General features: G+C 51.9%; 21 protein-coding genes and 1 tRNA gene. 14 read left to right on the top strand and 8 right to left on the bottom strand.

The window, feature by feature from the left end:
* Nucleotides 1–29 precede the first annotated feature (29 nt).
* From P8S54_RS15770 to P8S54_RS15760, 3 genes are read left to right on the top strand one after another with little or no spacing between them, the layout of a single operon-like run.
* Complete coding sequence (locus P8S54_RS15770) at nucleotides 30–725, top strand: hypothetical protein (protein ID WP_281442495.1); 696 nt, start codon at nucleotides 30–32, stop codon at nucleotides 723–725.
* 39 nt (nucleotides 726–764) lie between these two features.
* Nucleotides 765–1,172 carry a DUF5681 domain-containing protein gene (locus P8S54_RS15765; RefSeq protein WP_281442494.1) on the top strand — a complete coding sequence of 136 codons (408 nt, stop codon included), beginning with the start codon at nucleotides 765–767 and terminating at the stop codon, nucleotides 1,170–1,172.
* A 48-nt stretch (nucleotides 1,173–1,220) separates the two neighbouring features.
* On the top strand, nucleotides 1,221–1,733 hold the full coding sequence (locus P8S54_RS15760) for a hypothetical protein (protein WP_281442493.1): 513 nt from the start codon (nucleotides 1,221–1,223) through the stop codon (nucleotides 1,731–1,733).
* A 52-nt stretch (nucleotides 1,734–1,785) separates the two neighbouring features.
* Here the strand turns inward: P8S54_RS15760 and dcm are convergent, their stop codons facing one another.
* The 3 genes from dcm to P8S54_RS15745 all read right to left on the bottom strand — a co-directional run bounded on the left by dcm (nucleotide 1,786) and on the right by P8S54_RS15745 (nucleotide 3,953).
* Nucleotides 1,786–2,961, bottom strand: a complete 1,176-nt coding sequence (gene dcm, locus P8S54_RS15755) for a DNA (cytosine-5-)-methyltransferase (protein WP_281442492.1) — start codon at nucleotides 2,959–2,961, stop codon at nucleotides 1,786–1,788.
* Nucleotides 2,962–2,966: 5 nt separating this feature from the next.
* Entirely contained in the window at nucleotides 2,967–3,569 is a 603-nt protein-coding gene (locus tag P8S54_RS15750; protein WP_281442491.1) for an Eco29kI family restriction endonuclease, read from the bottom strand.
* A 307-nt stretch (nucleotides 3,570–3,876) separates the two neighbouring features.
* Nucleotides 3,877–3,953 (bottom strand) — tRNA-Ile (locus P8S54_RS15745).
* 142 nt (nucleotides 3,954–4,095) lie between these two features.
* On the opposite strand from P8S54_RS15745, the gene P8S54_RS15740 reads away from it, so the two are divergent.
* Nucleotides 4,096–4,671 (top strand): hypothetical protein, encoded by a 576-nt coding sequence (locus tag P8S54_RS15740; protein ID WP_281442490.1) that lies wholly within the window; start codon nucleotides 4,096–4,098, stop codon nucleotides 4,669–4,671.
* On the opposite strand, the gene P8S54_RS15735 is transcribed toward P8S54_RS15740, so the two are convergent.
* Nucleotides 4,668–6,464 (bottom strand): ABC transporter ATP-binding protein, encoded by a 1,797-nt coding sequence (locus P8S54_RS15735; protein ID WP_281444120.1) that lies wholly within the window; start codon nucleotides 6,462–6,464, stop codon nucleotides 4,668–4,670. The two genes, P8S54_RS15740 and P8S54_RS15735, sit on opposite strands and share 4 nt — an antisense overlap.
* Before the next feature lie 447 nt (nucleotides 6,465–6,911).
* Here P8S54_RS15735 and P8S54_RS15730 point away from each other — a divergent pair, with 447 nt between their 5' ends.
* The 6 genes from P8S54_RS15730 to P8S54_RS15705 all read left to right on the top strand — a co-directional run bounded on the left by P8S54_RS15730 (nucleotide 6,912) and on the right by P8S54_RS15705 (nucleotide 15,438).
* The gene (locus P8S54_RS15730) at nucleotides 6,912–9,098 is read left to right on the top strand and encodes a TonB-dependent receptor (RefSeq protein WP_281442489.1); all 2,187 of its coding nucleotides are present in this window, start codon (nucleotides 6,912–6,914) and stop codon (nucleotides 9,096–9,098) included.
* A gap of 250 nt (nucleotides 9,099–9,348) precedes the next feature.
* A complete protein-coding gene (locus tag P8S54_RS15725; RefSeq protein WP_281442488.1) occupies nucleotides 9,349–10,269 on the top strand; it encodes a LysR family transcriptional regulator in 921 nt (306 codons plus the stop codon).
* Nucleotides 10,270–10,338: 69 nt separating this feature from the next.
* Nucleotides 10,339–11,214 carry an AEC family transporter gene (locus tag P8S54_RS15720; RefSeq protein WP_281442487.1) on the top strand — a complete coding sequence of 292 codons (876 nt, stop codon included), beginning with the start codon at nucleotides 10,339–10,341 and terminating at the stop codon, nucleotides 11,212–11,214.
* Nucleotides 11,215–11,304: 90 nt separating this feature from the next.
* A complete protein-coding gene (locus P8S54_RS15715; RefSeq protein ID WP_281442486.1) occupies nucleotides 11,305–12,492 on the top strand; it encodes a PQQ-dependent sugar dehydrogenase in 1,188 nt (395 codons plus the stop codon).
* Between the two features lie 85 nt (nucleotides 12,493–12,577).
* On the top strand, nucleotides 12,578–14,023 hold the full coding sequence (locus P8S54_RS15710) for an ATP-binding protein (protein ID WP_281442485.1): 1,446 nt from the start codon (nucleotides 12,578–12,580) through the stop codon (nucleotides 14,021–14,023).
* Between the two features lie 11 nt (nucleotides 14,024–14,034).
* Complete coding sequence (locus P8S54_RS15705; protein ID WP_281442484.1) at nucleotides 14,035–15,438, top strand: sigma-54 dependent transcriptional regulator; 1,404 nt, start codon at nucleotides 14,035–14,037, stop codon at nucleotides 15,436–15,438.
* Between the two features lie 178 nt (nucleotides 15,439–15,616).
* Here the strand turns inward: P8S54_RS15705 and P8S54_RS15700 are convergent, their stop codons facing one another.
* Nucleotides 15,617–15,814, bottom strand: coding sequence for a hypothetical protein (locus P8S54_RS15700; RefSeq protein ID WP_009100365.1), 198 nt, complete (start codon nucleotides 15,812–15,814; stop codon nucleotides 15,617–15,619).
* A 279-nt stretch (nucleotides 15,815–16,093) separates the two neighbouring features.
* Entirely contained in the window at nucleotides 16,094–16,498 is a 405-nt protein-coding gene (locus P8S54_RS15695; RefSeq protein ID WP_281442483.1) for a hypothetical protein, read from the bottom strand.
* 483 nt (nucleotides 16,499–16,981) lie between these two features.
* Here P8S54_RS15695 and P8S54_RS15690 point away from each other — a divergent pair, with 483 nt between their 5' ends.
* The 4 genes from P8S54_RS15690 (at nucleotide 16,982) to P8S54_RS15675 (ending at nucleotide 21,728) form a co-directional block, all read left to right on the top strand.
* Nucleotides 16,982–18,184, top strand: a complete 1,203-nt coding sequence (locus tag P8S54_RS15690; protein WP_281442482.1) for a glycine betaine/L-proline ABC transporter ATP-binding protein — start codon at nucleotides 16,982–16,984, stop codon at nucleotides 18,182–18,184.
* Nucleotides 18,184–19,014: a proline/glycine betaine ABC transporter permease gene (locus P8S54_RS15685; RefSeq protein WP_009100359.1), complete on the top strand. Its 831-nt coding sequence runs from the start codon at nucleotides 18,184–18,186 to the stop codon at nucleotides 19,012–19,014. Before P8S54_RS15690 ends, P8S54_RS15685 begins: the two co-directional genes overlap by 1 nt.
* A 117-nt stretch (nucleotides 19,015–19,131) precedes the next feature.
* Nucleotides 19,132–19,998, top strand: coding sequence for a glycine betaine ABC transporter substrate-binding protein (locus P8S54_RS15680; RefSeq protein WP_281442481.1), 867 nt, complete (start codon nucleotides 19,132–19,134; stop codon nucleotides 19,996–19,998).
* Between the two features lie 77 nt (nucleotides 19,999–20,075).
* Nucleotides 20,076–21,728, top strand: coding sequence for a BCCT family transporter (locus P8S54_RS15675; protein ID WP_281442480.1), 1,653 nt, complete (start codon nucleotides 20,076–20,078; stop codon nucleotides 21,726–21,728).
* A 62-nt stretch (nucleotides 21,729–21,790) separates the two neighbouring features.
* On the opposite strand, the gene P8S54_RS15670 is transcribed toward P8S54_RS15675, so the two are convergent.
* Both P8S54_RS15670 and P8S54_RS15665 read right to left on the bottom strand, forming a co-directional pair.
* Nucleotides 21,791–22,516 carry a 3'-5' exonuclease gene (locus tag P8S54_RS15670; RefSeq protein ID WP_281442479.1) on the bottom strand — a complete coding sequence of 242 codons (726 nt, stop codon included), beginning with the start codon at nucleotides 22,514–22,516 and terminating at the stop codon, nucleotides 21,791–21,793.
* Nucleotide 22,517: 1 nt separating this feature from the next.
* The gene (locus tag P8S54_RS15665) at nucleotides 22,518–24,428 is read right to left on the bottom strand and encodes a DUF294 nucleotidyltransferase-like domain-containing protein (protein WP_281442478.1); all 1,911 of its coding nucleotides are present in this window, start codon (nucleotides 24,426–24,428) and stop codon (nucleotides 22,518–22,520) included.
* Nucleotides 24,429–24,481: the final 53 nt, after the last annotated feature.

The raw sequence follows: 24,481 nt of genomic DNA, 5'->3' as shown, positions 1-24,481 counted from the left end.
AGCATTGTGCCAACAATAGGGTAGCCAACATGAAAATCCGCTCAGACGTCACTCCGTCACTACATCCAGCTGTTATTGAGAACATCGAAAATTACTCTATCTATGAAGGATATCTTCGAGGAGCTCGCGAAGCGTTCGAACTCGTTTATACAGAGCTAGGTGCAATCCATGATGCAAGGCTAAGTGTGGCTAAGAACCCCACACTGAACGAAGCCGCCAAACTTCTGACAGTCGCCGAATTCGCCAGCAAACGCCAAGATAAAATCACTCGCAGCTTTGATATGGCGAGAGAGCATCTGATCTCTGCCGCAAACGCAGCCGAGACTGCGCTTAACGAGCCAATGAAAGCACCAGCTCACTCTGCAATTAGTGCGGAGATTAGAGCCCATGCAAAAGGCCTTTCAGATAAAAATCGCTCGGCTTTTATCAACCATGCCCTAGCTTCAGAAGATGTCCAAACCCTGTCCGCAATGCTTGGCGCACCCGGTTATTTGAGCGGCCTTAAAGAAGTATATCGGACAGCCTACACCCGTTCCTTTCACGAGCAACAGAATCCCAACCTAGTCAAACGCCTTGATGCCACCAAACGTGCTTTAACTCTTATTGATAAATACTCACCTCTTATCTGGAGCGAGGTAACCAAAGCTGTTGGCGCTACCTGGGATGAGGTGAACCACATCAAGAAAGCAAAGGATGAGGCAGAGCGAGCCTTCCAGGCGGTTTAATTAAGCTCTTTTTTACCTGCAAAAAACAGGAGCGGCACCATGCCTACGACAGAACATCTTTGGAAACCGGGACAATCTGGCAACCCTAATGGGCGCCCGAAAGGGACTTTAAACAAGAAGACTCAAATTGCGGCTGCATTAATGGAAAGTGGCAAAGAAATTGCTCGCGTGGTCTGCGAAAAGGCACTTGAGGGAGACATGCAAGCGGCGAACATTGTACTTAGCCGTTTACAGCCGCCCCTCAGGTCACGGGCGGAACGAGTCAACTTCCAACTTGATCCTGACGCCCCCTTGACTCAGCAGGCACGCCAAGTTCTTGAAGCTGTATCGACGGGTGATATTGATCCTGAGACTGGAAAGCTATTAATCGATAGCATCAGCTCCTTTGCGAAGCTGCGTGAGCAAGATGAGCTTGCCACGCGCCTTGAAGTAATAGAAATGACTTAACCGAGCTCATGCTATTCCGCCACCGCCCTTACCTGTGGGAGTACCCAAATGAACGACTTGCCAACTCTTCGCTATGAAGACCACAGGGGGCTCCGGGTTTTTGCGACAACAGACGACCCTGACCAATATATTTTTAAGGTCGGAAAACTTACCAATCTAGTTACGCAAACAGGCCCCCACTGCACCCCGCAACAACTGTATACGGCAGTGCTTGAGGGAATCGAAGAAGCAAAAGCGCAACTTCGGCGGGAACGCCCCCATCTCTTTGAGGATAATTTTTTTGGGCAGTTCGCTACCGTAGTTGCTTGGAGAGGTGAAATGAAAGGTGAAACACTGCGCCGCTTAGAAGCAGCCGAAGGTGGGTTAGCGGGATTAGACCGCTGGGTACGCGAGCAAAGTTATGAAGACGTACTGGCAAGTTCTTTCTGGCTCCAGGCTGAAGGCCCAGACCACATGACGCGGGTGCGAGCGCTTAGCAAGCTGGCGGACATCTATGGCATTACGGCCCGCGAGCCAATTCGAGACGGCAATGGTGGCGTTGTGCTCATCGAGGCTACCTAAACTGGCACAGGCGACGATCGATAACCGTCAGGGCATTATTGCTGCCGGTATTCTAGCTGGCCTTGAGCTGCCGCTGCTGGAGGCGTGTTAAAGCCGCATTGACGCTTGAGCCTACCACTCTCGCGAGTTGCACTGGGACAGCGTTCCCAATTTGACGCATGGCCTCTCCCCAAGCTCCTTCTAAGTTGTAGTCGTCAGGGAAAGTCTGTACGCGAGCACTTTCTCGCACAGTAAAATATCTTATGGAATCATCTTCAAACCGAATCATATTCTCGCCACCCGGAACCCCGTGCCCGCCAGCCTTGAGCGTTTTTGACGGCTCATCAATAGGGCTGCCTGTGTGACCAGGGTAACTCCTTGCTCCGCCTTTAAACTCGTGATTGAGGTGGTTGCTTGCAGATGAGTGCTTAGGGTCAGGTAAGTCGGCAAGCGCATCCCGTACCGTCACCCATGGCTTTTCTGTTGGCTCAAACATTCCATATAGACTCCGCAGAGCTTTAACACATTTAAAAGTCTTGGGATCAAGATCAGGCGGAACCATGTTATGCCGCTTCCAATAGTCACCGGTAACCCATTTGCTCCAGAGCAACGCATCCTGTGAATGGGTTGGGTCAGGGAAAGACCAGTCTACATCTAGGTCAGAGCGAAAACCGACGATAAAGACACGCTCTCGTTTTTGCGGTACGCCATAGTTGGCGGAATTGAGCAACCTAAAGCAAACTTTGTATTCCAGCTCCGTTTCACCCCTGCTTGTGTGATGCTTTTCGAGCTTCGACAAGTGCTCAGTCCAGCAATCAGCGCCATTCCTTTTAAGAAGAGGGTACTGTAGTTGCAGGAGAATATATTCAAAATACTCAGCAAACGACTTGCGAAGCAGACCCTTAACATTTTCAAAAATGAACGCTTGGGGCTGGAGTTCGCGAATTGCTCGCACGGCTTCGGGAAATAGGTCTCGGTCGTCGTTAAACGCCTTATGGCTACCCCCTAAGGAAAAGGGCTGGCAAGGTGGCCCGCCCGATACGAGAGTGACATCTTCCTTAATGGACGTGTAGTCGAACTTGCGGATGTCGCCAGTATGAATGGACGCCCCACTTTTTCCGAGATAGTTGGCAGCTAGTGTTTTGCAGGCATCACGATTGTTCTCAATGATAAAAGCAGGCTCAAAGCCTGCTTGCTCTAGGCCGATTGCAAGCCCTCCGCCACCGGCAAATAGTTCAACTGATCTCATTAAACTTATCTCATTCTGTAACTACAAATTTTCTCAGCTATCTGGTTTCTATCTCTGGGGGCGCCGGTGAGTTTATGAAGCCAAGGACGACCGGGGTGCAGAGTGTCCCATTCAGAGGGCTGCTGGTTTAACCTTCCCTCTCCGGGAGTATGGATTCCAAAGCCGTCAATATATGAGTTCCATAGCGGGTGGAACATGCGAATCAGCGTCGATTCCAGTGCTGGTATCAGATCTTCCCCGATACCTGTCATCACCATAAATCTACACTTGAAGTACTCGACGGGCAAACCACCCTGCTCCATGCTTCTCTTGTGCTCAAGGAGCCTATTACGAAGCTGCCTTTTTGCAGTAGTTGATTTGCCTTGTCTTGATCCAGATGGCACCGCTTTCCCAACATAAATCGGGTAGTCATCAGAAAGCACCCCGTTATAGATCGTATCTGCGCCGCTGTCGACATAAATGGCGTAAACGCCTACCCCAGTGAACATCGGGAGAGAGCTGATGGGGTACTGTTCGGTGCTCAAAAAATGCTTCGCTGCTGGCACCAAAATTTTATCTATAAGCTCTTCATCAATAGGAAGTACGTTATTACTACTGTCAAAACTCATTATTGCTGATCCTTTGGGTAATAGGATCAACTTATCAGGGCTAAGAAAAAATAGAAAGAAGGGCTTATATAAGCTACGGATAAGCACACATGAAGGCCGTTCTGCTCATATGAAAAAGCCCCAGGCCGTGTGACCTAAGGCTTTGAACTGAAGGGCCTTGCTAGACTTGAATCAGTGGATAATCGATTATGAGTCGAGTGCTCTAACTAAGTGGGCTAAAAGCCGATACTGCAAGTTACTTGCCTACATTATGACTACATGATCAGAAGAACACGATGACTAAATACTTATAAGCTATTGATTTAATTGGTGGGCCCAGTAGGACTTGAACCTACGACCAAGGGATTATGAGTCCCCTGCTCTAACCAACTGAGCTATAGGCCCGAAAAGCGTGCATATAATAGCGAATGTAACGGGGCTAGGCTACCCCCTAGCGGCGCTATCTTGTAGTGATAGCGGCACTTTTTTGTTGCACTTATTTCAAGCCATGGGGTCTGCTAGTGAGTTCCTAATGCGGAGACGCGCTGTGAAAGCTTTGATTGCTCTTATCCCACTGCTGTTGGCGGTGCCGGTTCATGCGGATTGGCAGCTAGATCCTGCTCAGTCACGGGTGCAGGCGTCGATTACTCAATTAGATGGTGAGGCCCCGCAAACCCATCACCATCAGGTCAATAATTTGCAGGGCGATATTTCCGCCGATGGCACCCTGCGCCTGCCGCTGCGCTTGAGTCAAACAGACCTGCTTAGCCGCTTTGGCGACCTGCCGCCTTGGGTGGGCCTGCTGGCTAATACCACGCTGGTAACGTTGGTCGCACAAATGCCGCCGGAACGGCTGGATGGTTTAGATATAGGTGAGTCTATGGTGGAAACGCTCACCTTTCGCGTGCAAACCGACATGATTAACCAGGAAGAGGCGGTGCCCCTGCGCTTTACCCGTGAAGGGTTGAATGAAGTGCGCGTTACCCATGCCGAACCGATGGCCATGGATGGCAGAGCGTTGATGGCAAACGGAACGGTGCGAACCGTGCTCTCAATGCTGGGCTACCAAGAGATTGACGAGCATGTGCCCGTCACCCTAAATGCTCTTTTAGTTAACCGCTAAGGCGCTGAATGGCGCTTTTCGTGGCTGAGTACTTCTACATCCCCTGCTTGGGCATCGCCCGTTTGTACTCGCCACTGCGCGGCGTAGTGGCCGTTAGCTTCTAATAGGATTGAGTGGCTGCCGCGCTCGGCTACTTGGCCTTGCTCAATCACTACGATTTCATCGGCGTGAACGATGGTCGAAAGCCGGTGGGCAATCATAATCACCGAGCGGCCATGGGCGATGCGCTTTAGTGAACGCTGAATAGCGGCTTCAGTTTCGTTATCCACCGCGCTAGTGGCTTCATCTAGCACTAGAATAGGCGGATCTTTAAGCAGCGCCCTGGCCAGCGAAAGCCGCTGGCGCTGGCCACCAGAAAGCCGCACGCCCCGTTCGCCTACCGGTGTATCCAGTCCTTGAGGCAGCACTTCAATAAAGCTCCACGCCTCGGCAGTTTTTGCGGCATCGATAATGTCTGCATCCTCGGCCTCGGGTTTGCCGTAGGCGATATTGTCACGAATGCTACCTTCAAACAGGTACACATCCTGGCTGACCAAACCAATCGCTTGGCGCAGCGAATGCATGCTGACCTCAGTGATCGGCTGGCCGTCGACCAGTACGCGGCCGTTTTCGGGGTCATAGAAACGCAGCAGTAGTTTAATCAATGTTGATTTACCGGAACCTGTCGCTCCCACCAGCGCCAAGGTATTACCAGCTGGCACGTGCAGGTCAACGCCTTTCACCCCAACTTGGCTTGTTGCGTACTGGAAGCTCACTGCCTCAAATCGCACCTCGCCTTTGATTGGCGCGGCCAGGGCCGTTGTGCTGTCGTCTTTAACCGTAATAGGCACTTCCAGCAGGTCGAGAATCCGTTTGGTGCTGGCCATGGCGCGCTCGAATAGGTCAATCACCTGGGCAAGACCGGTAAGCGGCCACAGCAACCGCTGGGTCAGAAATACCAGCACCCCATAAGCGCCCACGTTTAAGGTACCGTTCAGCGCCATCATGCCGCCCACCGTAAAGGTAGCGAGAAAGCCCGCTAGAATCGCCATACGGATCACTGGAATAAACGCGGAGCTAACCCTAATCGCCCGACGGTTGGATTCCACATAGGCTTCGCTGGCATCGCGTAGCCGTTCGGCTTCTCGCACTTCGCTGGTAAAGCTTTTAATAGTGGCAATGCCACTCAGGTTATTAGAAAGACGGCTGGCAAGATCACCGACCTTCTCGCGCACGTCACTGTAAAGTGGCCCGGCTTTGCGCTGGAAGAAGAACGCGCCCCAGATGATCAGTGGAATGGGGGTGAACGCCAGTAGCGCGATAAGCGGTGACAGCACAAAAAACACCGCCCCCACCGCCACTACGGTTACACCCACTTGAATCAGCGCGTTGGCACCGCCGTCCAAGAAGCGCTCCAGCTGGTTCACATCGTCGTTCATAGTGGCGACCAACTGACCAGAGCTTTTCGATTCGAAAAACGCCATATCCAATCGCTGGGCATGCTCGTAGGTGTCCTGGCGCATATCCGCCTGCAGCCGCTGGGCTAAATTGCGCCACAGGATTTGGTAGAGATATTCAAACAGCGACTCCCCCGCCCAAATAAAGAACGTCAGCACCGCGAGAATGGTAATTTGCTCTTGGGGCGACTCGAACCCAAGCCGCGCTACAAAACTGTTTTCTTGGTTAACCACCACATCTATCGCCACGCCGATGAGAATTTCCGGGGCAATATCGAACAGCTTGTTAATCATCGAGCAGAGTGTGGCTGCGGCTATCCGCCGCCGGTAGCCTTTGGCGTAGCGCAGCAGTCGCACAAGTGCTTGAAAGCTTTGGCTGTGAGTTCCCTGATTTTCTGAAGGTTGAGCGTGAGAGTCCGGTGGAGAAGAAGCCACATCGTTTCCTTTTTGGTTGTTATTGGTGATAGCGCCTAAATGCCGTTAGGCAGGCGAGCTAGGCGAGAAAACAGGGTTGAGTGGCCGCAGCCACCAGGGCCAAACCCCCAACACTGTAGGCGTGAATAACGATGCTCAAGATCTCCTGTACCCACGTTCAATGAACCGCACATTGGGGACGCTGCAGTATTAATTTAATTAGCAGTCTCAAAAATTAATAGCTAATTATTAGAATCAACTCACGTTCGAGATTAAGCAACGCAACGTTCGATGATACAGCCTCGCAAATGGGAACTTTTCTTCTTAGAATCCCCACCTCTCTTGATAATCATTTTCATTAGCAAGTAGGTTTCATCTTAGGGGATCACCATGCCACGCTTTACTCGCACCGCCTTAGCCAGCGCCGTCGCTCTTAGCGTTACTGCCACCGTGGCCAGCGCTCAAGAAAATGCCCAGCTTAATAACATGGTGGTGACTGCAGCGGGCTATGAGCAGTCGTTAAATAACGCACCTGCCAGTATTTCTGTGGTCACCCGTGAAGAATTAGAGCAGAAGCAGTTTTCTAACATTGCGGAAGCAATTGCAAATGTTCCTGGTGTCGATGTACGTTCAGGCACCGGTAAAACCGGTGGTTTAAATATCTCTATTCGCGGCATGCCAAGCGCCTATACGTTGATTTTAATTGATGGCCGTCGCCAGAATGCATCGGGAGACGTTACTCCTAACGGCTTTGGCGAAACGTCTACTAGCTTCATTCCGCCGCTTTCCGCCATTGAGCGCATCGAAGTTATCCGTGGCCCAATGTCGACGCTGTATGGCTCCGATGCTATGGGTGGGGTCATCAATATTATTACCCGTCGGGTGAGCGATAGCTGGGCGGGTTCGGTAACGGTAGAGAACACCTTTCAGCAAGACCGCGACGCGGGCAACAGCTCGGCAATCAACCTATACACTTCGGGGCCTTTAGTTGAAGACACCGTTGGACTGCAGTTACGTGGCCGTTTGTTCGACCGCGATAGCTCTGAGCGCATGATTGAGAATGGATCTGGTCGCGACCCCCGCCCTTCTGAAGCGCGCATTTACTCCCTCGGTGGGCGCTTAAATATCACCCCAGACGATACCAACGAACTTTGGATTGACCTTGAGCGTTCGCGCCAAACCTTCGACAACAGCGATGGCCGTCTAGGTAATCTTGATACCCCGGCGCGGGTCTTCGGCTACGAAGACGAACTACGCTTTAACCGCGACCAAATTGCCCTGGGCCATACCGGTCGTTTTGATGCAGGTACCTGGGAAAGCAGTATTACTCGCAATACCACTGAAACACTGGGCCGCACGCTGCCGGCCGGTAATGCACCTGACTACGGCTATGTAGCCCAAGGCGGTGAACCGCGGCTATTGGAAAACCGTGACATCGTGGTAGACAGTAAATTTGTTGCTCCGCTGGGTGACCACATAGTGACTGTGGGCGGTCAGTACACTGATGCCAAGCTTGAAGACGGTACCGCGGGCAACCAAGCATTTGAGCAAACCAGCTGGGCGGCCTTTGCCGAAGATGAGTGGCTGCTACGCGACGATCTAGCGCTAACCGTAGGTGGCCGGTATGAACACCACGACGCCTTTGGTGGCCACTTCAGCCCCCGCGGCTATCTCGTCTGGAATACCACTGACCAGTGGACGCTAAAAGGTGGCATTAGCCAGGGTTATAAAACACCAACATTGAACCAGCTCCAGGACGGTGTTAACGGCTTTACCGCGCAAGGTGCCACCGTGACAATCGGCTCGCCAACGCTAGAGCCAGAAAAAAGTACCAATTACGAAATTGGCGCTATCTATGACAACCTAGCTGGCTTCTCAGCGGGTGCTACAGTGTTCTTTACTCAGTTCCGTGACCGAATTGCAGACGCTGCTGATATTCCCAACTGCCAGTTTGTGGACAGCAACGGTAACACCCCTAACGCAGGGCTCGCTAACTGCTTAAGCGTGGGTAACTTTACCCAACAAGAGAACTTTGGACAGCTGACCAATATTGATAAAGCGGAAACCCGGGGCGTTGAATTAACGGCCAGCTACCAGCTAGCACCCGCCTGGCATATCAGCGGCGGCTATACCTTCACTGACTCTGAAATCACCTCGGGCGAAAATGAAGGCCAAGTGTTAACCAATACGCCTGACCACAAACTAACCGCTGACCTTACCTGGGCAATTAACGACCGCTGGAGCACCACGCTAGAGGGCGAATACTACTCCTCCCGCGAACGCTTCTCCGCCGGACTACCTACCTCAGGCGAAACGCTTTCGCTCTACCAGCAGTTGGGCAATAAGCTAGACGGCTATGAGTTATTTAACCTGCGTAGCTCCTACCGCTTCAGCGACAACGTTCGTTTGACCGGTACCATCTATAACTTGCTAGATAAGGACTTTACCGTCTCTGATACCTTCGAGCACAACGGCGAAACGCTACGCGCCTATCGCTTCACACAAACTGGCCGCGCCACTGATGGTATCGCGCTTGATGGCCGCAGTTTCTGGGTATCCGCTACCTATGAGTTTTAATCGGCATTAAAAAACAGCTGCTTGTTTTTTCTATGCTGACTGAATGCCCTGGCCCAGCGCCGGGGCTTTTGCTTTTCCTGTGGTTAAACGGTAAACACCTTGTTGGGTGCAAACACGTTTAGACGAAACACGCTTCGCTCTGAAGCCTGCGTCCGCAGGTAAGCCAAGACAGAATACAAATGCATATTATTTTCATTCTCATGAATAGATGGCACAATACACGGCTTACCTTTGCCCAACGGGCCTAGCCATGTATGACTTTGATGAACTTACCGCCTTTGCCGACGTAATGGCTACAGGCAGCTTAACCCGCAGTGCTCAGAAGCTGGGGCTAGCCAAATCGACGCTTAGCCGACGTATTAGTCAGTTAGAAACCAGGCTGAACCAGCCGTTATTAAGGCGTCAGGCTAACCGCTTAATACCCACCGAAGCGGGGCAGCTTTTTCACGGCTACTGTAACGAACTTCTCGCCATGGCAGCGCACAGTCGCGAAGCGCTCTCCGAGCTGCGCGAAGAGATCAGCGGCAACATTACGCTTGAAGTTCATGGGGTGTTAGCTCGTTGGATAGCCAGCGTGGTAAATGATTTTTTAAAGCATCACTCCAAGCTGGAACTGACCCTGCATACCCTCGAAGCACCGCCAACCAAAATGCACAGTAACAGTGTTCATATATGGCTGGGTGCGCCTCATGAGTGCGGGCTAAACCAAGAGCTGCTAGGGCATTTATCCCACGGCCTTTACGCAAGCCCTGGCTACCTTGCTGATGCAGGCTATCTTGATCACCCAAAACAGCTGGAAACCCACGCCTGGGTTGATTTACTGGACACCGCCGCCAGTGGTTTATTGCTCCATCACAATAACGGCAGTGACTATATGTTTAGCCCCCCGCGCTCTCGGCTGCGGGTTGACTCAATTGCGCTGCATTTAGACGCCATTGCCTGCGGCCAAGGGGTCGGGCTTTTGCCCCACTGGCTAGTAGAGAACCGCGAACAGCATCATCCTGGCGAACTCACTCACTGCCTACCAGGCTGGGAGCCTACCCCACTGCCTATCACGATGCTCTACGCCTACGGCCATCACTCTCGCCGGGTCAACGCCCTACTGGAGTTTCTACGCGAGCAAGCCCCCCTCGCCTGGCAGAACCAGCCAGCGCTAGCCACGAACGAATAGCGAATTCACCTTGCCAGTTAGCGGCCTAATTACCCACAATAAGCGGCTTGATATCGCCAAGGAAAGCACATGCTTGCTGAACTGTTTGCCGTTATGGCCCCTGTGCTTGCTGGCGCAGGGTTGGGTTTTTGGTGGGTTCGCTTAGGGCACCCCTACCCTGTCGACTTTATTACCCGCCTGGTATTTAACATCGGCACACCCGCGCTTGTGCTGGCCTCCCTGTCAGGTGCTGATATTGATGCCAGCACCTTCGGCCGTACTATGCTGGCAACCTCCTTGGTGATGCTCACCATGGGAGCCGCCACCTTTATCGTGGCCAAACTACTGCGGCGTGACTGGCGAGTGCTTCTCTCACCCATGATGTATCCCAATACAGGGAACATGGGGCTGCCTGTGGTGCTCTACGCTTTCGGCAGCGCCGGTTTCGCCTATGGGATTACCGTGATGGTCACGGTTTCCCTGTTTCAATTCACCCTGGGCACTGCCATGAGCAGCAGCGGTAACCCATTTAAATCCCTGGTTAAAACACCCACGGTCTATGCCATTGTTATCGCCATGGTGTTGCTACTCACCGATACCTCCCTCCCCCCCTGGTTAGCCAATACAGTGGACTTAATGTCAGGGTTTACCGTACCGCTCATGCTCATCACCCTTGGGGTTTCCTTGGCCAGCATTCAAGTTAAAAGCTTGCGGTCGGGACTTGGATTTAGCCTGGTGCGCATTCCGCTCGCAGCAGTGATTGCGTGGCTAGTGGGCGGTTGGTTAGGGCTCCCCCCCTTGGCGCAAAGCATATTGATACTGCAAATGTGCATGCCGGTAGCGGTCATTAACTACTTATTTGCCCAGCGATCTCAGCGTGAGCCCGCCTACGTTGCCAGCCTCGTGTTTTGCTCTACGCTGCTTGCGCTCTTTTATCTTCCCATTGTGTTAGCGCTACTTATGTAGCGCTCTACAAGGAACCCCACCCTCAGGAGAGAGTCACTGCTAGACTTATGATGCTTATGCGCAACGCTGACCGCTGATAGAGGGAACACCATGAACACGATACGCCAGACTGCCCAGATAGCTCGTTTACCCACTTTTTTAAGCGCCCGCTGGCTCACCCCGGCCATTTCTGGGCTGCTATTAGCAGGCAGTATCAGCGCGGCGCAGGCAGAAGTGGTTCATGAATCTATTAGCACTGAGCATGTAGATATCTCCATCGAGCGAGTAGCTGGAGGGTTTCAAAACCCCTGGGCAGTAGCGTTCCTTCCCGATGGCCGATTTTTAGTTAGCGAGCGGAGTGGCCAGCTAAACCTCGTGGCCGCTGAGGGCGGAGACCCCCAGCCCCTCGAAGGAATGCCCAGCGTTAACCATCACGGCCAAGGGGGGCTGCTCGACGTAGTGCTCCACCCAGATTTTGGTGACGGGGAAAACGACTGGGTTTACTTTACCTGGAGCAAACCCGATGGCAACGCTAGCCGCTCAGCACTGTCCCGAGTGAAGTGGCAAGGCGATACGCTTGGTGAAGTAGAGCACTTGTTTGAGCAAGATCGCGCTTCCTCACCTGGACGCCATTACGGCTCACGACTGGCATGGCTAGAGGACGGCACCCTACTGATGAGCATTGGCGACCGCGGGACTACCTCGCGTGCCCAGCAGAGCGACGATCATGCAGGCACGACGCTACGACTCACCGACACCGGCGGCGTACCCAGCGATAACCCCTTTGTTGATGACGACAGTACCTTGGATGAAATTTACACCCTGGGTAATCGCAATATTCAGGGCATGACGGTCTTGAGCAATGGGCAAGCCTGGGTCTCTGAACACGGACCTCGCACCGGCGATGAGCTGAATCTTATTGAGCCAGGCAATAATTACGGCTGGCCAAAAGTTAGCCAGGGCAATGATTACGCCACTAACCAGCCAATTGGCGTAGACTCCCTGCCCGGCATGGTTGACCCGGTCTATGTATTTGAAGGTCGTTTTGCCCCCTCGGGTTTGGCCGAGGTCACCAGCGCTGCGTTTCATGCTTGGCAAGGGCATTTATTAGCTGGCGGGTTGGCCAGTAATACGCTGCTGCGCCTAGCGTTAGAAGAGGGTCACGTGGTCGATGAAGAGCAAATTCTAAAGGGCGAGTTGGGCAGAATCCGCGATGTGCGCCAAGGGCCGGACGATGCCATTTACTTGCTTACCGATAGTAACCAAGGCAGTCTTTATCGCTTGCAGGCGGCGAACTAATCAACTGCCAGGTTGCGCTTGGAAAAAGGGCAAGTGTTGTTTATAAGCCCTGTTTTATAACCACCTACACGAACACGGATGCTCGATGCGACTACGTAACTTAATTATCTTAACGGTGATTGTCCCGCTGTTTATCGTGTTGGTGGTGTTTAGTCTTGTGGCTATTAAGTCCCTGGAAGATAACGTTCGCTCCAAGCTACAAACGGAAGTCGAAATTATAACCCGAGCGCTGAGTTCCTCATTGAGCTACGCCGTTGCCCGGGATAGCGGGACGCCATTGGAAGAGGCGCTGCAATCCGCCTTCTCTTTCCACCGCATCTACGGCGCTTACGTGTTTGATACCCAAGGTCGGGAGGTCTACGGACTCGGGCTGGGTAAAAACCTGTTTACCCCAGAAGAGATCCGCCAAGTTATCGAGCGAGACGATCTTTACAGTAACTATCGCCAGCATGAAGGGTGGAACTACTACTCCGCATTGACGCCACTACGCAACCAGGACGGCACGGTTCAAGGCGTGCTTCAGGTGAACCGACTCAATACGGGCATCGAGAATTACACCGGCTTTATTAGTATTGTTGCGGTACTGGTGTTTGTCATCGGCGCGGCGGGTATTGTTTTCAGTATTTGGTGGGGGTTTCGCCACTATATCGAGCGGCCACTCAACCGCCTGCTACACGTAATGCTATTAGTAGAAGGTGGCGACCGCAGCCAGCGTGCAACAGAGGATGGCCCAACGGAGTATCGCCGCTTAGCCTCCGGCCTTAACGGTATGTTAGACGCCATGGCAGAAAAAGACCGCGATATTGACGCCCGCCAACGGCGTGAGATTGAGCTGGAAAAACGCCTACGCAAATCTAAAAAGCTTGCCGAACTAGGCGTACTTGCCGCCGGGGTTGCCCATGAAATCGGCGCACCGCTCACCGTTATTAACGGTCAAGCTCAGCGCTTAGCGCGCCGGGATGTCATTGGCGATGACGAACGGGCAAAACTGGGGCGCATACGTGGGGAAGTCGAACGGATTGTTGAAATTGTCCGCCAACTGATGGAGTTAGGCCGGCAACATAACGTAGAGAAAGGTAATCAAGCCCTCGATCAGCTTATTCTAAGCGCCAGCGAGTTAGTGGAAGAGGAGCTTGAGCCTAGAAATATTCGCTTAGACATTGATCTTCCTTCCCCTTCACCCCATTTATTGGTTAACGGGCAGCAAATTGTGCAGGTGTTAACCAATTTATTACGCAATGCCGCCCAAGCGCCTGACGTGAGCCGTATTCAGGTGCGTGCAGCACAGCATGGTGAGGAGTTAACGCTGTGGGTAGAAGACGACGGGCCGGGCATCCCTCCATCAGATCACCACAAAGTATTTGACCCTTTCTTCACCACTAAACCAGTGGGCCAAGGAAGCGGATTGGGGCTTTCGATGGTGCATCGCATTATTAACGACCACGGCGGGACGATTGGTGTATTTAACAGCGGCCTTGGTGGCGCTGGCTTTGAAATTACGCTACCCCTTAGTGAAACCGCATCCGCTTGAGGACAACGTTTGTGACCCATCAGGAACACCCTTTACCTTTATTGGTGGTGGAAGATGACGCCGCTATACGTGAGTTACTAGAGGAAGAACTCAACGACGCGGGCTACCAAACGCTAGGCGTTCCCAGTGCAGAAGACGCCCTAGCACTACTGAGCCATACTCCCGTGGCAATGATGATTACGGATGTACGCCTTCCCGGAATGACCGGCATCCAGCTTCTTCAGCAGCTGCGTAATAGCGGCAGCGAACTTGGCATTATTGTTATCACCGCATTTGGCACGATTGATCAGGCGGTGGAAGCGCTTAAACTTGGTGCAGATGACTTTCTCACCAAACCACTCGATTTAGACGCCATCCGTGAAGCTGTTTTTCGTGTGCTTGAGCGCCAGCGTTTGTCGCTTTCCCATGAAGAGAGCGAGGTAAACCATTTCCATGGCATTGTAGGCAAAAGCAATGTCATGCAGTCCCTGTTTCACGATGCCTCAAGGCTTGCCAAAAGCGATGCGCCCATTCTGATCCTGGGTGAAAGCGGTACCGGTAAAGAGCTACTTGCCCGCGCCATTCATCAAGAAAGCCCCCGCCACGATGCACCGTTTGTGCCGGTTAACTGCGCCAGCATTCCTGCGGACTTGATGGAAAGCGAGTTTTTTGGTCATGTTAAAGGGGCGTTTACCGGTGCTAACGAAGCCAGGAAAGGGCTTTTCCATAGCGCTCAAGGCGGCAGCCTGTTTCTAGATGAAATTGGTGAAATGCCCATTAACCTACAAGCCAAGCTACTGCGTGCATTACAGGAAAAAACCGTGCGCCCGGTGGGGGGCGAGCGCGAAGAAGCCGTAGATGTGCGCATTATTGCTGCCACGCACCGGAATCTTGAGAAGGAGATTGAGCAAGAGAATTTTCGCAGCGACTTATTCTACCGCCTAGAAACCTTTTCGTTACGCATTCCACCGCTACGAGAGCGTGGTAGCGACATCGAGCATCTGATTTTTGCACTAATTGACAAGCTTGCAGACGCCCAGGGCAAACACATTGAGCAGATCGAACCAGACGCACTCAATAGCCTGTTGAGCTACACCTACCCGGGGAATGTGCGTGAGCTTGAAAATGCCATTATGCGTGCCGTTACGTTAAGTGAGGAAGGGGTTCTGCAGCACCAAGACCTACCCGAGCGGCTTCGCGAACACACCAGCCAAGAGAGCGGTAGCGAAATAACACCTACGCTAAGCGGCGAAGTCTTACCTGGCAGCCAAGTTCCTGCCCCTGCCCCTGTCCGCTGGCCAAGCCTTGAGGAAGTAGAGAAACGTTATATTCGAAAAGTGCTTGAAGCTACCGGCGGCAACAAACGTCGCACAGCTGAAGTACTGGGCATTGCTCGTCGAACACTCTACCGTCGCCTGGAAGATGATGGGGAGTAGCCTTAATGCCCCTATCCAAAATACCCCTATCCAACATATGTCATAAGCAAGACGTCTTTAGCCAGAAAAATGTTATCCCGTAAACGACGATCGCCATAGCTAAGCCCCTGGGCGTCGCTATGGCGGAGTACATTCATCGTGTAGGAAACAAGTGTTCTACTACCCCTATTACATAACCTTATAAGTCATCGCTTGGCGCTTCACCAGCGTCTTCATTCGACATGGGGCCCTGGCTCATTGGCTGCTCAGGCTCTGGCTGGGCTTCTTCGTTTGGCGGCGAGTCACCGCCACAGCCCGCAAGCCCTAGGGTACCGAGGGCTAACATTGCGCTAAGAAGTAAGGCGCTTATACGGCGACTCGGGTGGGTAGACATCATGTCGTGCTCCTTCCTTTGATTTTAGGGGGTTGTGCTAACCGCCTTTTCAACATAGCGGCTTACTGGATCATTTACCAAATTCAACGTCCGTCCCTCAACACTAGTCACTTCATTACAGTTAGCAGGCAGAGCCCCGGCGAAATTAAATCACTAATGAGTGACTATTACAGCGACAAAAAAAACCCCCGCGGGCGCGAGGGAAAAGGATGATAAACCGTGTGGAGCAGCCGCAGGGAACAGACAGCTGTATCGGCTTATCATCGTAGGGAGCGGTAACAATTACTGGCCTTGAGTTAACTCATCGTCATCATCATCTGCACCGGGCATAGGTTCGGCGCCTTCACCAAAACCTGGCTCTTCGTCAGGATCAGTGGCATTCATACCTGATTCTTCACCTGGCATAGGCTCTTGTGAAGAGGTTGCATTATCATCAAGGGCAGGATCATCCATCGTAGGGTCTTGCATACCTGGATCATCTGTCATGGCAGGTTCATCGCCCATGGCAGGTGCCTGACCCTCGTTAGTCGTTGCATCCTGCTCCATCGGCTCTGGCTGCTGCGCTGGTGGTAACTCATCATCGTTATTACCACAACCGGCAAGTGCCAAGGTACTTACGGTAGCCGCCAACATGCAAAGCGTTAATACGCGTGGGCGCTTGATGGCCGATTTCGTTTGCTTATCCATAAGGCTTGCCTCCGTTAAAACTTATATAAATCGCTAATGCAGCAACTGACTAGTTCCACAAAAAACACGTTTCTGCACATGTATGTGTTTGTACGTGCCACCTAATGAGAGCTTAGACAGCGTTCTACATTTTGCGTTAAACAATTAACATTTAAAGATTGTATTAAAATCTAAACAACACCCTTCATATAACATGCCAAAGAACACAAAAAAAAATAAAAATAATTAAAATCAGCCACTTATAAAAAACAAAACAAAGAGATACGCCTATTATTTTACTACATTGATGGGTTAATTTTGACACATGTAGCGTTTATTGCCCGCCCACCCTGAGCCTTTGTGACACACGCCCCTCACTTATGTATAATAATTGTTAATACATTTATACAGTTAACATTAACTTATACTTATGAATCGACGCCTGTGACTGCTTTTAAAAGCCATTGGTGTAAGAGGGTTCATACTCCATAAAAGGCATCACTGATGGAAGAGACACGCCCTGTCAAAATTCAAGTGCGCGGCTTAAGCAAAGTATTTGGCAAGCAGCCTCAAAAAGCATTGGAACTACGTAATCAGGGGTTGAATCGTTCAGATATTCTTGAAAAAACCGGCCAGACCTTGGGCCTGTCAAATATCTCCTTCGATGTCTTTGAAGGCGAGCTACTGGTTATCATGGGCTTGTCAGGCTCCGGCAAGTCAACCTTAATTCGCTGCCTTAATCGCCTTATTGATACCACCGAAGGCGAGATCATTATTGACGGTGAAAACATTCCTGCGCTGGGGGAAAAAGCGCTGCTGGAGTGCCGCCGTCGCCACTTCTCTATGGTATTTCAGAATTTCGCGCTCTTTCCTCACCGTACCGTGCGGCAAAACGCCGAGTTTGGGCTTGAAATTCGCGGGGTAGACAAAGCAGAGCGTCAGAAAACTGCTCAGACCGCCCTCACCCAGGTGGGGCTTGATGGCTGGGAAGAAGCGTACCCTAATCAACTTTCTGGCGGTATGCAGCAGCGCGTTGGCCTTGCCCGAGCACTAGCGAACGACTCCAGCGTATTGTTGATGGATGAAGCATTTTCAGCGCTTGACCCATTAATACGTAAAGATATGCAGCAAGAACTTATTCAACTGCAGTCTAAAATGCAGAAAACCACGGTCTTCATCACCCACGACTTAGACGAAGCACTCAATATTGGCGACCGCATCGTGCTGTTGAAAGATGGTGAAATCGTCCAGATTGGCACCCCTGAAGAGATTTTAACGAAGCCTGCTGACGACTACGTTCGCCGCTTTATTGAAGGGGTCGACCGCTCAAGAATATTAACTGCTGAAAGCGCCATGCGACCGGTACGCACCACTGCCCGCGACAGCGACGGCCCACGAACCGCTCTACACCGAATGCGTGACCATAGTATTGATTCGATCTATGTCACTGACCGAGATCGCCGCCTCATCGGTTTGCTGGAAGCCGAGATGGCCAGTAGTGCCATTGAGGCCAAATCAGAAACCATTACCCATCACCTGACACAGGATTTCCGAAAAGTGCCTCCTGAAGAGCCGCTGCATAACCTGTTTGCCATGTTCAGCGACAAAAGTTTCCCTATTGCCGTCGTTGATGAGCAGCAGCGACTGCTTGGTGTGGTGGTAAAAGGAGCAGTTTTGGATGAACTCGCACGAGCAGGAGAGCAGTAATGGATATTCCACGCATCCCCTTAGGCGCTTGGATTGAGAACGGCCTCAACTGGCTAACCAGTGAGTACTCGCTCGTTACACGTGGCATTGCCCGATTTACCCAAACCGGTATTAATAGCCTCAACGATGGGCTCATGTGGCTGCCCGAGTGGGCACTGATGGCAATGATTGCGCTACTGTGCTGGAAAGTTGCTAGCCTCCGCCTAGCCATTGGCGCTGTTGCAGGCCTGGCCCTTATTTGGAATTTGGGGCTATGGGACCCCATGATTGAAACGCTCACCCTCGTGGTGATCGCCACGTTCGTTGCCGTACTCATCGCCCTCCCGGTAGGTATCGCGGCTGCTCTATCCGAGCGCCTGTATCGGCTTATCATGCCGATGCTTGACTTCATGCAGACCATGCCTGCGTTTGTGTACTTAATTCCAGCGATTCCATTTTTCGGTATTGGCTCGGTGTCGGCGATTTTTGCTACGGTTATCTTTTCCATGCCGCCCGCTATTCGCTTTACCACCCTGGGTATCCGCCAAGTACCGGTAGAACTTATTGAAGCCGCCGATGCTTACGGCGCCACACGGGGCCAGAAGCTTTTCAAAGTTCAGCTACCGCTCTCTTTACCGACGGTGATGGCCGGTATTAACCAAACCATTATGCTGGCTCTTTCTATGGTGGTTATCGCCGCGATGATCGGTGCCGATGGCTTAGGCAGCGAGGTATGGCGCGCCATCCAGCGCTTGCGCCCAGGTGATGGTTTTGAGGCTGGCATTGCGGTAGTGATACTCGCCATGTTGCTGGATCGCCTAACCCAATCACTGCGCAAAACCCGTCGTTAAAGGGCTAGCAATGGCGCGTTATGTAAAAGATGCAAGAACCATGGGGTTAAAAGAGCCCAGCGGTTACAAAACCATTGGGCAACGTTACCCCTCCGTTTAACAAGAAGGAGCAAGTATATGAAAACTCGCACACTCAACCAGCGTGTCCGCCTAGCTTCACTGGCCCTTGTCGCAGGCACTGGACTCGCTGCTGGCAGTATCGCCCAAGCAAACGGCACGATTAACCTTGCCTATGTCGAGTGGTCTTCCGAGGTCGCTTCTACAAACGTTATTGCAGCAGTGCTTGAACAGGCTGGCTTTGACGTTGAATTAACGTCGCTTTCCGCAGCGGCCATGTTCCAAGCGCTCTCTTCAGGCGATACCGACGCCATTGTTGCTGCTTGGCTCCCCACTACCCACGCAGACTATATGGAACGCTTGGGTGGCAATGTCGAAGATCTGGGCATGAATCTCGACGGCACTAAGCTTGGCTTAGTAGTGCCTGCCTACACAGATGTAGACTCAATTGCTGATTTGAACGATAACGCCGACAGCTTTAACGGCGAGATCATCGGTATTGACCCCGGTGCAGGCTTGATGTCGCTCACCGAAGAGGTCGTGGATACCTATGACCTCGGGCTGAACCTGCGCAGTGGCAGCGGCGCCACAATGACAGCAGCGCTTTCCAGCGCTATCAACAATGAAGAAGACATTGTGGTCACCGGCTGGACACCACACTGGATGTTTGCGCGCTTTGACCTTAAGTACCTTGAAGATCCAGAAGGCGTGTATGGCGGTGCGGAGCAAGTTCATACCGTAGTGCGCCAGGGGCTGAAAGACGATATGCCTGAGGCCTATGCCATTTTAGATGCTTTTGAATGGACACCTGAGCAGATGGGCGAGGTCATGCTCATGAACCAAGAAGATGGTGCCGACCCCTATGAAAGCGCCCAGCGGTGGGTGGAAAACAACCAAGATGTCGTCGAACAGTGGCTTAACAACTAATATTGTTTTGGTTAGGCAGTGTGCTTTGATGACACGCGTTTAACGACACGCACTTTAATAATGATGGGAGCAAGTTTGTGGATAAAAAGCCGCAAAATCAATCATCTGAAGAGCCAGCCTCGGAGGGCATCCCGGCCCCTGAGGGCGCAGCGAATTTGATCGATACCGATTATGTTATTGGTCAAGACAATATAACCACCAGCACCATGGGCGTTAACCTTGACCTACATGGCAAGGTATTCACCATTTCGTCCATTGTGGTGCTGCTGTTTGTAATATTAACGCTCGCTTTACAAGATACAATTGCACCGATCTACGATGCTGTATTTGGCTTTTTGACGGGCAACCTGGCCTGGTTCTTTATTCTGGCTGCCAATGTATTCGTAATTCTCTGCCTTGGCTTGATCGTTTCGCCACTGGGCAAGATCCGGATTGGTGGCGCGGATGCCAAACCTGATTTCACCTATACGGGTTGGTTTTCAATGCTTTTCGCTGCGGGCATGGGCATTGGCCTGATGTTCTTCGGCGTTAACGAGCCATTAACCCATTTTGGCACCTCGCTGGATGGCGGTAGCTGGGCACCGCTTGCAGGTGCTGAAGGCGATACTGCAGGTGCTGCGGCGCTGGGCATGGCCGCCACCATATTCCATTGGGGTTTACACCCTTGGGCCATTTACGCAGTCGTCGCCCTTTCCCTGGCACTATTCTCGTTTAATAAAGGCCTTCCTCTCTCAATGCGTTCAGTCTTTTACCCGATACTGGGTGAGCGCGTATGGGGCTGGCCGGGCCACCTGATTGATATCCTGGCAGTGTTCGCCACGCTGTTTGGTTTGGCAACCTCGTTGGGGCTAGGGGCTACCCAGGCAGCCGCGGGCTTAAGCCACTTGTTTGGCGCACCTGAAACCGACATCACGATGATTCTATTAATCATCGGCATCACGATTATTGCTATCGGCTCCATTATGGCGGGTGTCGACAAGGGCGTGCAGCTGCTCTCGAAAATCAACATTGCGATGGCGGCACTGCTGCTGTTCTTTGTGATTGCCGTTGGTCCAACACTGCTGATTGCGACCGGCTTCTTTGAAAACCTAATCAACTATGCTGTACACCTGCCCGCACTTTCCAACCCATTTGGCCGCGAAGACGCGAACTTTAGCCAAGGTTGGACTGCGTTCTACTGGGCGTGGTGGATTTCCTGGTCCCCGTACGTCGGTATGTTTATTGCCCGTGTTTCACGTGGCCGCACCGTGCGCGAGTTCTTAATTTCGGTGTTACTGGTGCCTTCGTTGGTATCGGTATTGTGGATGACCACCTTTGGTGGCACCGCGATTGACCAATACGTGAGCCAGGGCATTGAAGCCGTGCGTGATGCAGGCGTCGATTTACAGCTGTTTATTATGCTTGAGCAGCTGCCGCTATCGCAGATCACCTCGTTTGTCGCGATCCTGTTAGTGGTAATTTTCTTTGTCACTTCTTCGGATTCTGGCTCGCTGGTTATCGACTCCATTACCGCCGGCGGTAAAGTAGATGCACCCAAACCGCAGCGGGTATTTTGGGCGATCATTGAAGGCGCTATCGCCATTGCGCTATTGCTTGGCGGTGGCTTAACTGCACTTCAAACAATGGCGGTGTCGACAGGCTTTCCGTTCACGATTATTTTGCTGGTGGCGTGCTATGCCATTATCAAAGGCTTAATGACGGAACCTAAAGCGCTGCCTAAGAGCCGCTAATTAGCGCAGTAAAACAAACGGGCAGCCCAAGGGCTGCCCGTTTTGCGTTACGAAGAGACGCATTAGCACCACAGCGTATTCAACGGCGTATCTGGTTCATAGCGATGGGCGATCTGTGCCTGAAATAGCTCTGCTGTCGCTAACGCATCTAACAAAGCATGATGGCCTTGATAAGCAGGCAGCCCATAGCGTGCGCGGCTGGCGTTTAAGCGAATAGAAACAGGCGGCTGGCCTATCCAGCGGCGAAAACGAGCCCATAGCGTTTGACGGTGCAGACGTGCCTCAAGCGACATGGTATCAATCATCGGAAACATCACGCCTTCACCGCGCCTATCTTTTACCGCTGCATCTAAAAATGGCCGCTCTATATTACGAAAGTGGACGACCACTAGCCGTCCTGCCAGCGTTTCTAACACTTCATTCAGCACCACGTCTAAATCAGGTGCATTAGCAATTTCTGAGTGCGTGATATGGTGATAAGCGATAGACGCCTCATCCAGAGGGCGGGGCGGCTTAACCACCCAGTAACGGCGCTCCGTTAACTTAATGCGATTTAGCGTAAATGGCACAGCCCCTATGCTAATAATGCCATGGCGCCGCTCGTCTAACCCTGTCGTTTCCATATCCAACGCCACCATCGGTACCTCTGCAATAGGCGTACCCGGATCGGGGAGTGACGTTTCAAAAAACCGCTTTAGCGCACTATCTTGCGATCGCAAGGCGCGCTCAGCCATGTAGCTAATCCAATCGGCTTGAACGACTTTTTGGCGTGGTCGAATTTCATACATATTATCGGCCCTGCCGCTGTGCAGGTACTGGATATCGAAACTTCAAAAACTTTTGTGCATTACTCAGCACCTGAAAAGCATCTTTAAGCGTGTGGCGTTCGCTGTCCTCGACATTTTCAGGCTCGATATTATTGTCTGGGGCACGATCTTCCTGAAGATCAATCACCTGATGACGAATCCGTGACATACACAAAAACTCCAGGGCATAGCTGAGCTTGTCACTGACCCCGGTGGCTAATAGCTGGGTATGGCTAATATCCTCCAAACGCTTAAACGAATTTTGCGCTTTAGAACCACAGGCTAACGCATGCACCCGAACAAGATCGACCATAGGCGCAGTGCCACGTCGCTTCAAATTAATCGAGTTATTGTGTTTACCATCTTTTTCCATCACGAAGGTACGGAAAAAGCCTAGCGGCGGCGTGCGATTGAGGGCATTACGGGCCATTGCCGCTAAAAAAAGCGGCGATTGGGGGGCCGTCTCAGCGATTAAGTCCTGTAGCGCCTCTACGAAGTGATCCTCTCCGTAGATACTATCTAAATCAAAGAAAATCGAGCTGTGCAGTAACTTTTCGGGAGTGGGGTTCGCCATCCACTCTTTAAAGTAGCTTTTCCATACGCTCAGTGGCTGACGCCATTGGCGGTTAGTCGCCATCACGTCGCCTTTACAGTAGGTATAACCACAGGCATCCAAGCCATCGCTCACAAACGCTGCCAATGCATGAAAGTAAGCATCATGTTCTGCTGGGTTAAAGTCATCAGATAAAATTAGCGCGTTATCTTGATCGGTCACGATACTTTGTTCGTTTCGTGCCATAGAGCCATTAACCATATAACAGTAAGGAACCGGAGGCGGCCCTAATGCCTCTTCCGCTAGCTCCAAAAGCCGTCGCGTAAAACTGCGCCCGATGGTTGAGAGCGCGCTGCCTACCATTTGTGAGTTGGCACCCTCTTGCACCATACGCACAAAAGCGGCACGTACATCCGGTAAAAGCTTGGCTAACCCTTGGGCGCTGGACTGGTTAAAAATGTTACTGACCAGATAAAGCCCACTGTGGGTTTCATAGCGAATAATATCGGAGAGATGCACCACGCCCACGGGGCGCTGACGATAAAGTACCGGCAAATGGTGCACGTTACTGCGTAGCATAGTCAGCATCGCTTCATAGATCGATGCATCCGACTGAATCGTAATGAGCCGCTCTGAAACTACATCGCCAATGGGCGTTTGCGCAGATAACCCCTCCGCCACAATGCGGGTACGAAAGTCGCTATCCGTAAGGATGCCGCACATTTGCCAGGTTTTGCCTTCACTGTCCTGAAAGCTGTAGCGCGGGTTATTACTACCTTCATTAATGACCAATGCCGCAGATGCCTGGGCCTCACTCACCTGCTTGGCCGCCTGCTGAACACTGGTTGTCGACTCCACCATTACGGGATAACGCGTTACTAACTTGCGTATACGCGTCACCATCATGTCGTTAGACTTTTTCTGTTGCTCAGCAGCCGTTTCTAGACGAGGACGCTCAAGCTCAACAAAGTCGGCAAAATTATCATCCTCCTCGCAGAGGCGTTTAAAAACGGCGCCGGAAATAAAATAAATGAGGGTGTCTTCAATGGCCGTGGCGGGCAAACGAACTTTATGGTTTCGCAGTAAACTGAAGTGGCCAAAAATATCCCCTTCACCTAAGCGGTTATATAGCTCTCCCTGGCGACGGTACACTTCCACCGCACCGCTGCGAATATAGCAAAGCTCAGTCAGCGATTGATCAAGCTTCAGAATCTCGCTGCCGGTTTTGAAGTAACGAACCTCCACTTCTGCGGCAATACTATCAAGCAGCTTATCGGATAGGCCGTCAAAGGGTGGGAACTGCCCCATATGCTGACGTATTTCTAACAGTTCAACCTCCATGCAGCCTCCTACCCCTATTTGGGCACCATTAAACATTAACCTTGGCCGTATAA

This window comes from Halomonas sp. M1 (assembly GCF_029581375.1).
GTDB lineage: Bacteria > Pseudomonadota > Gammaproteobacteria > Pseudomonadales > Halomonadaceae > Vreelandella.
This window is presented reverse-complemented; position numbering and strand designations above follow the sequence as displayed.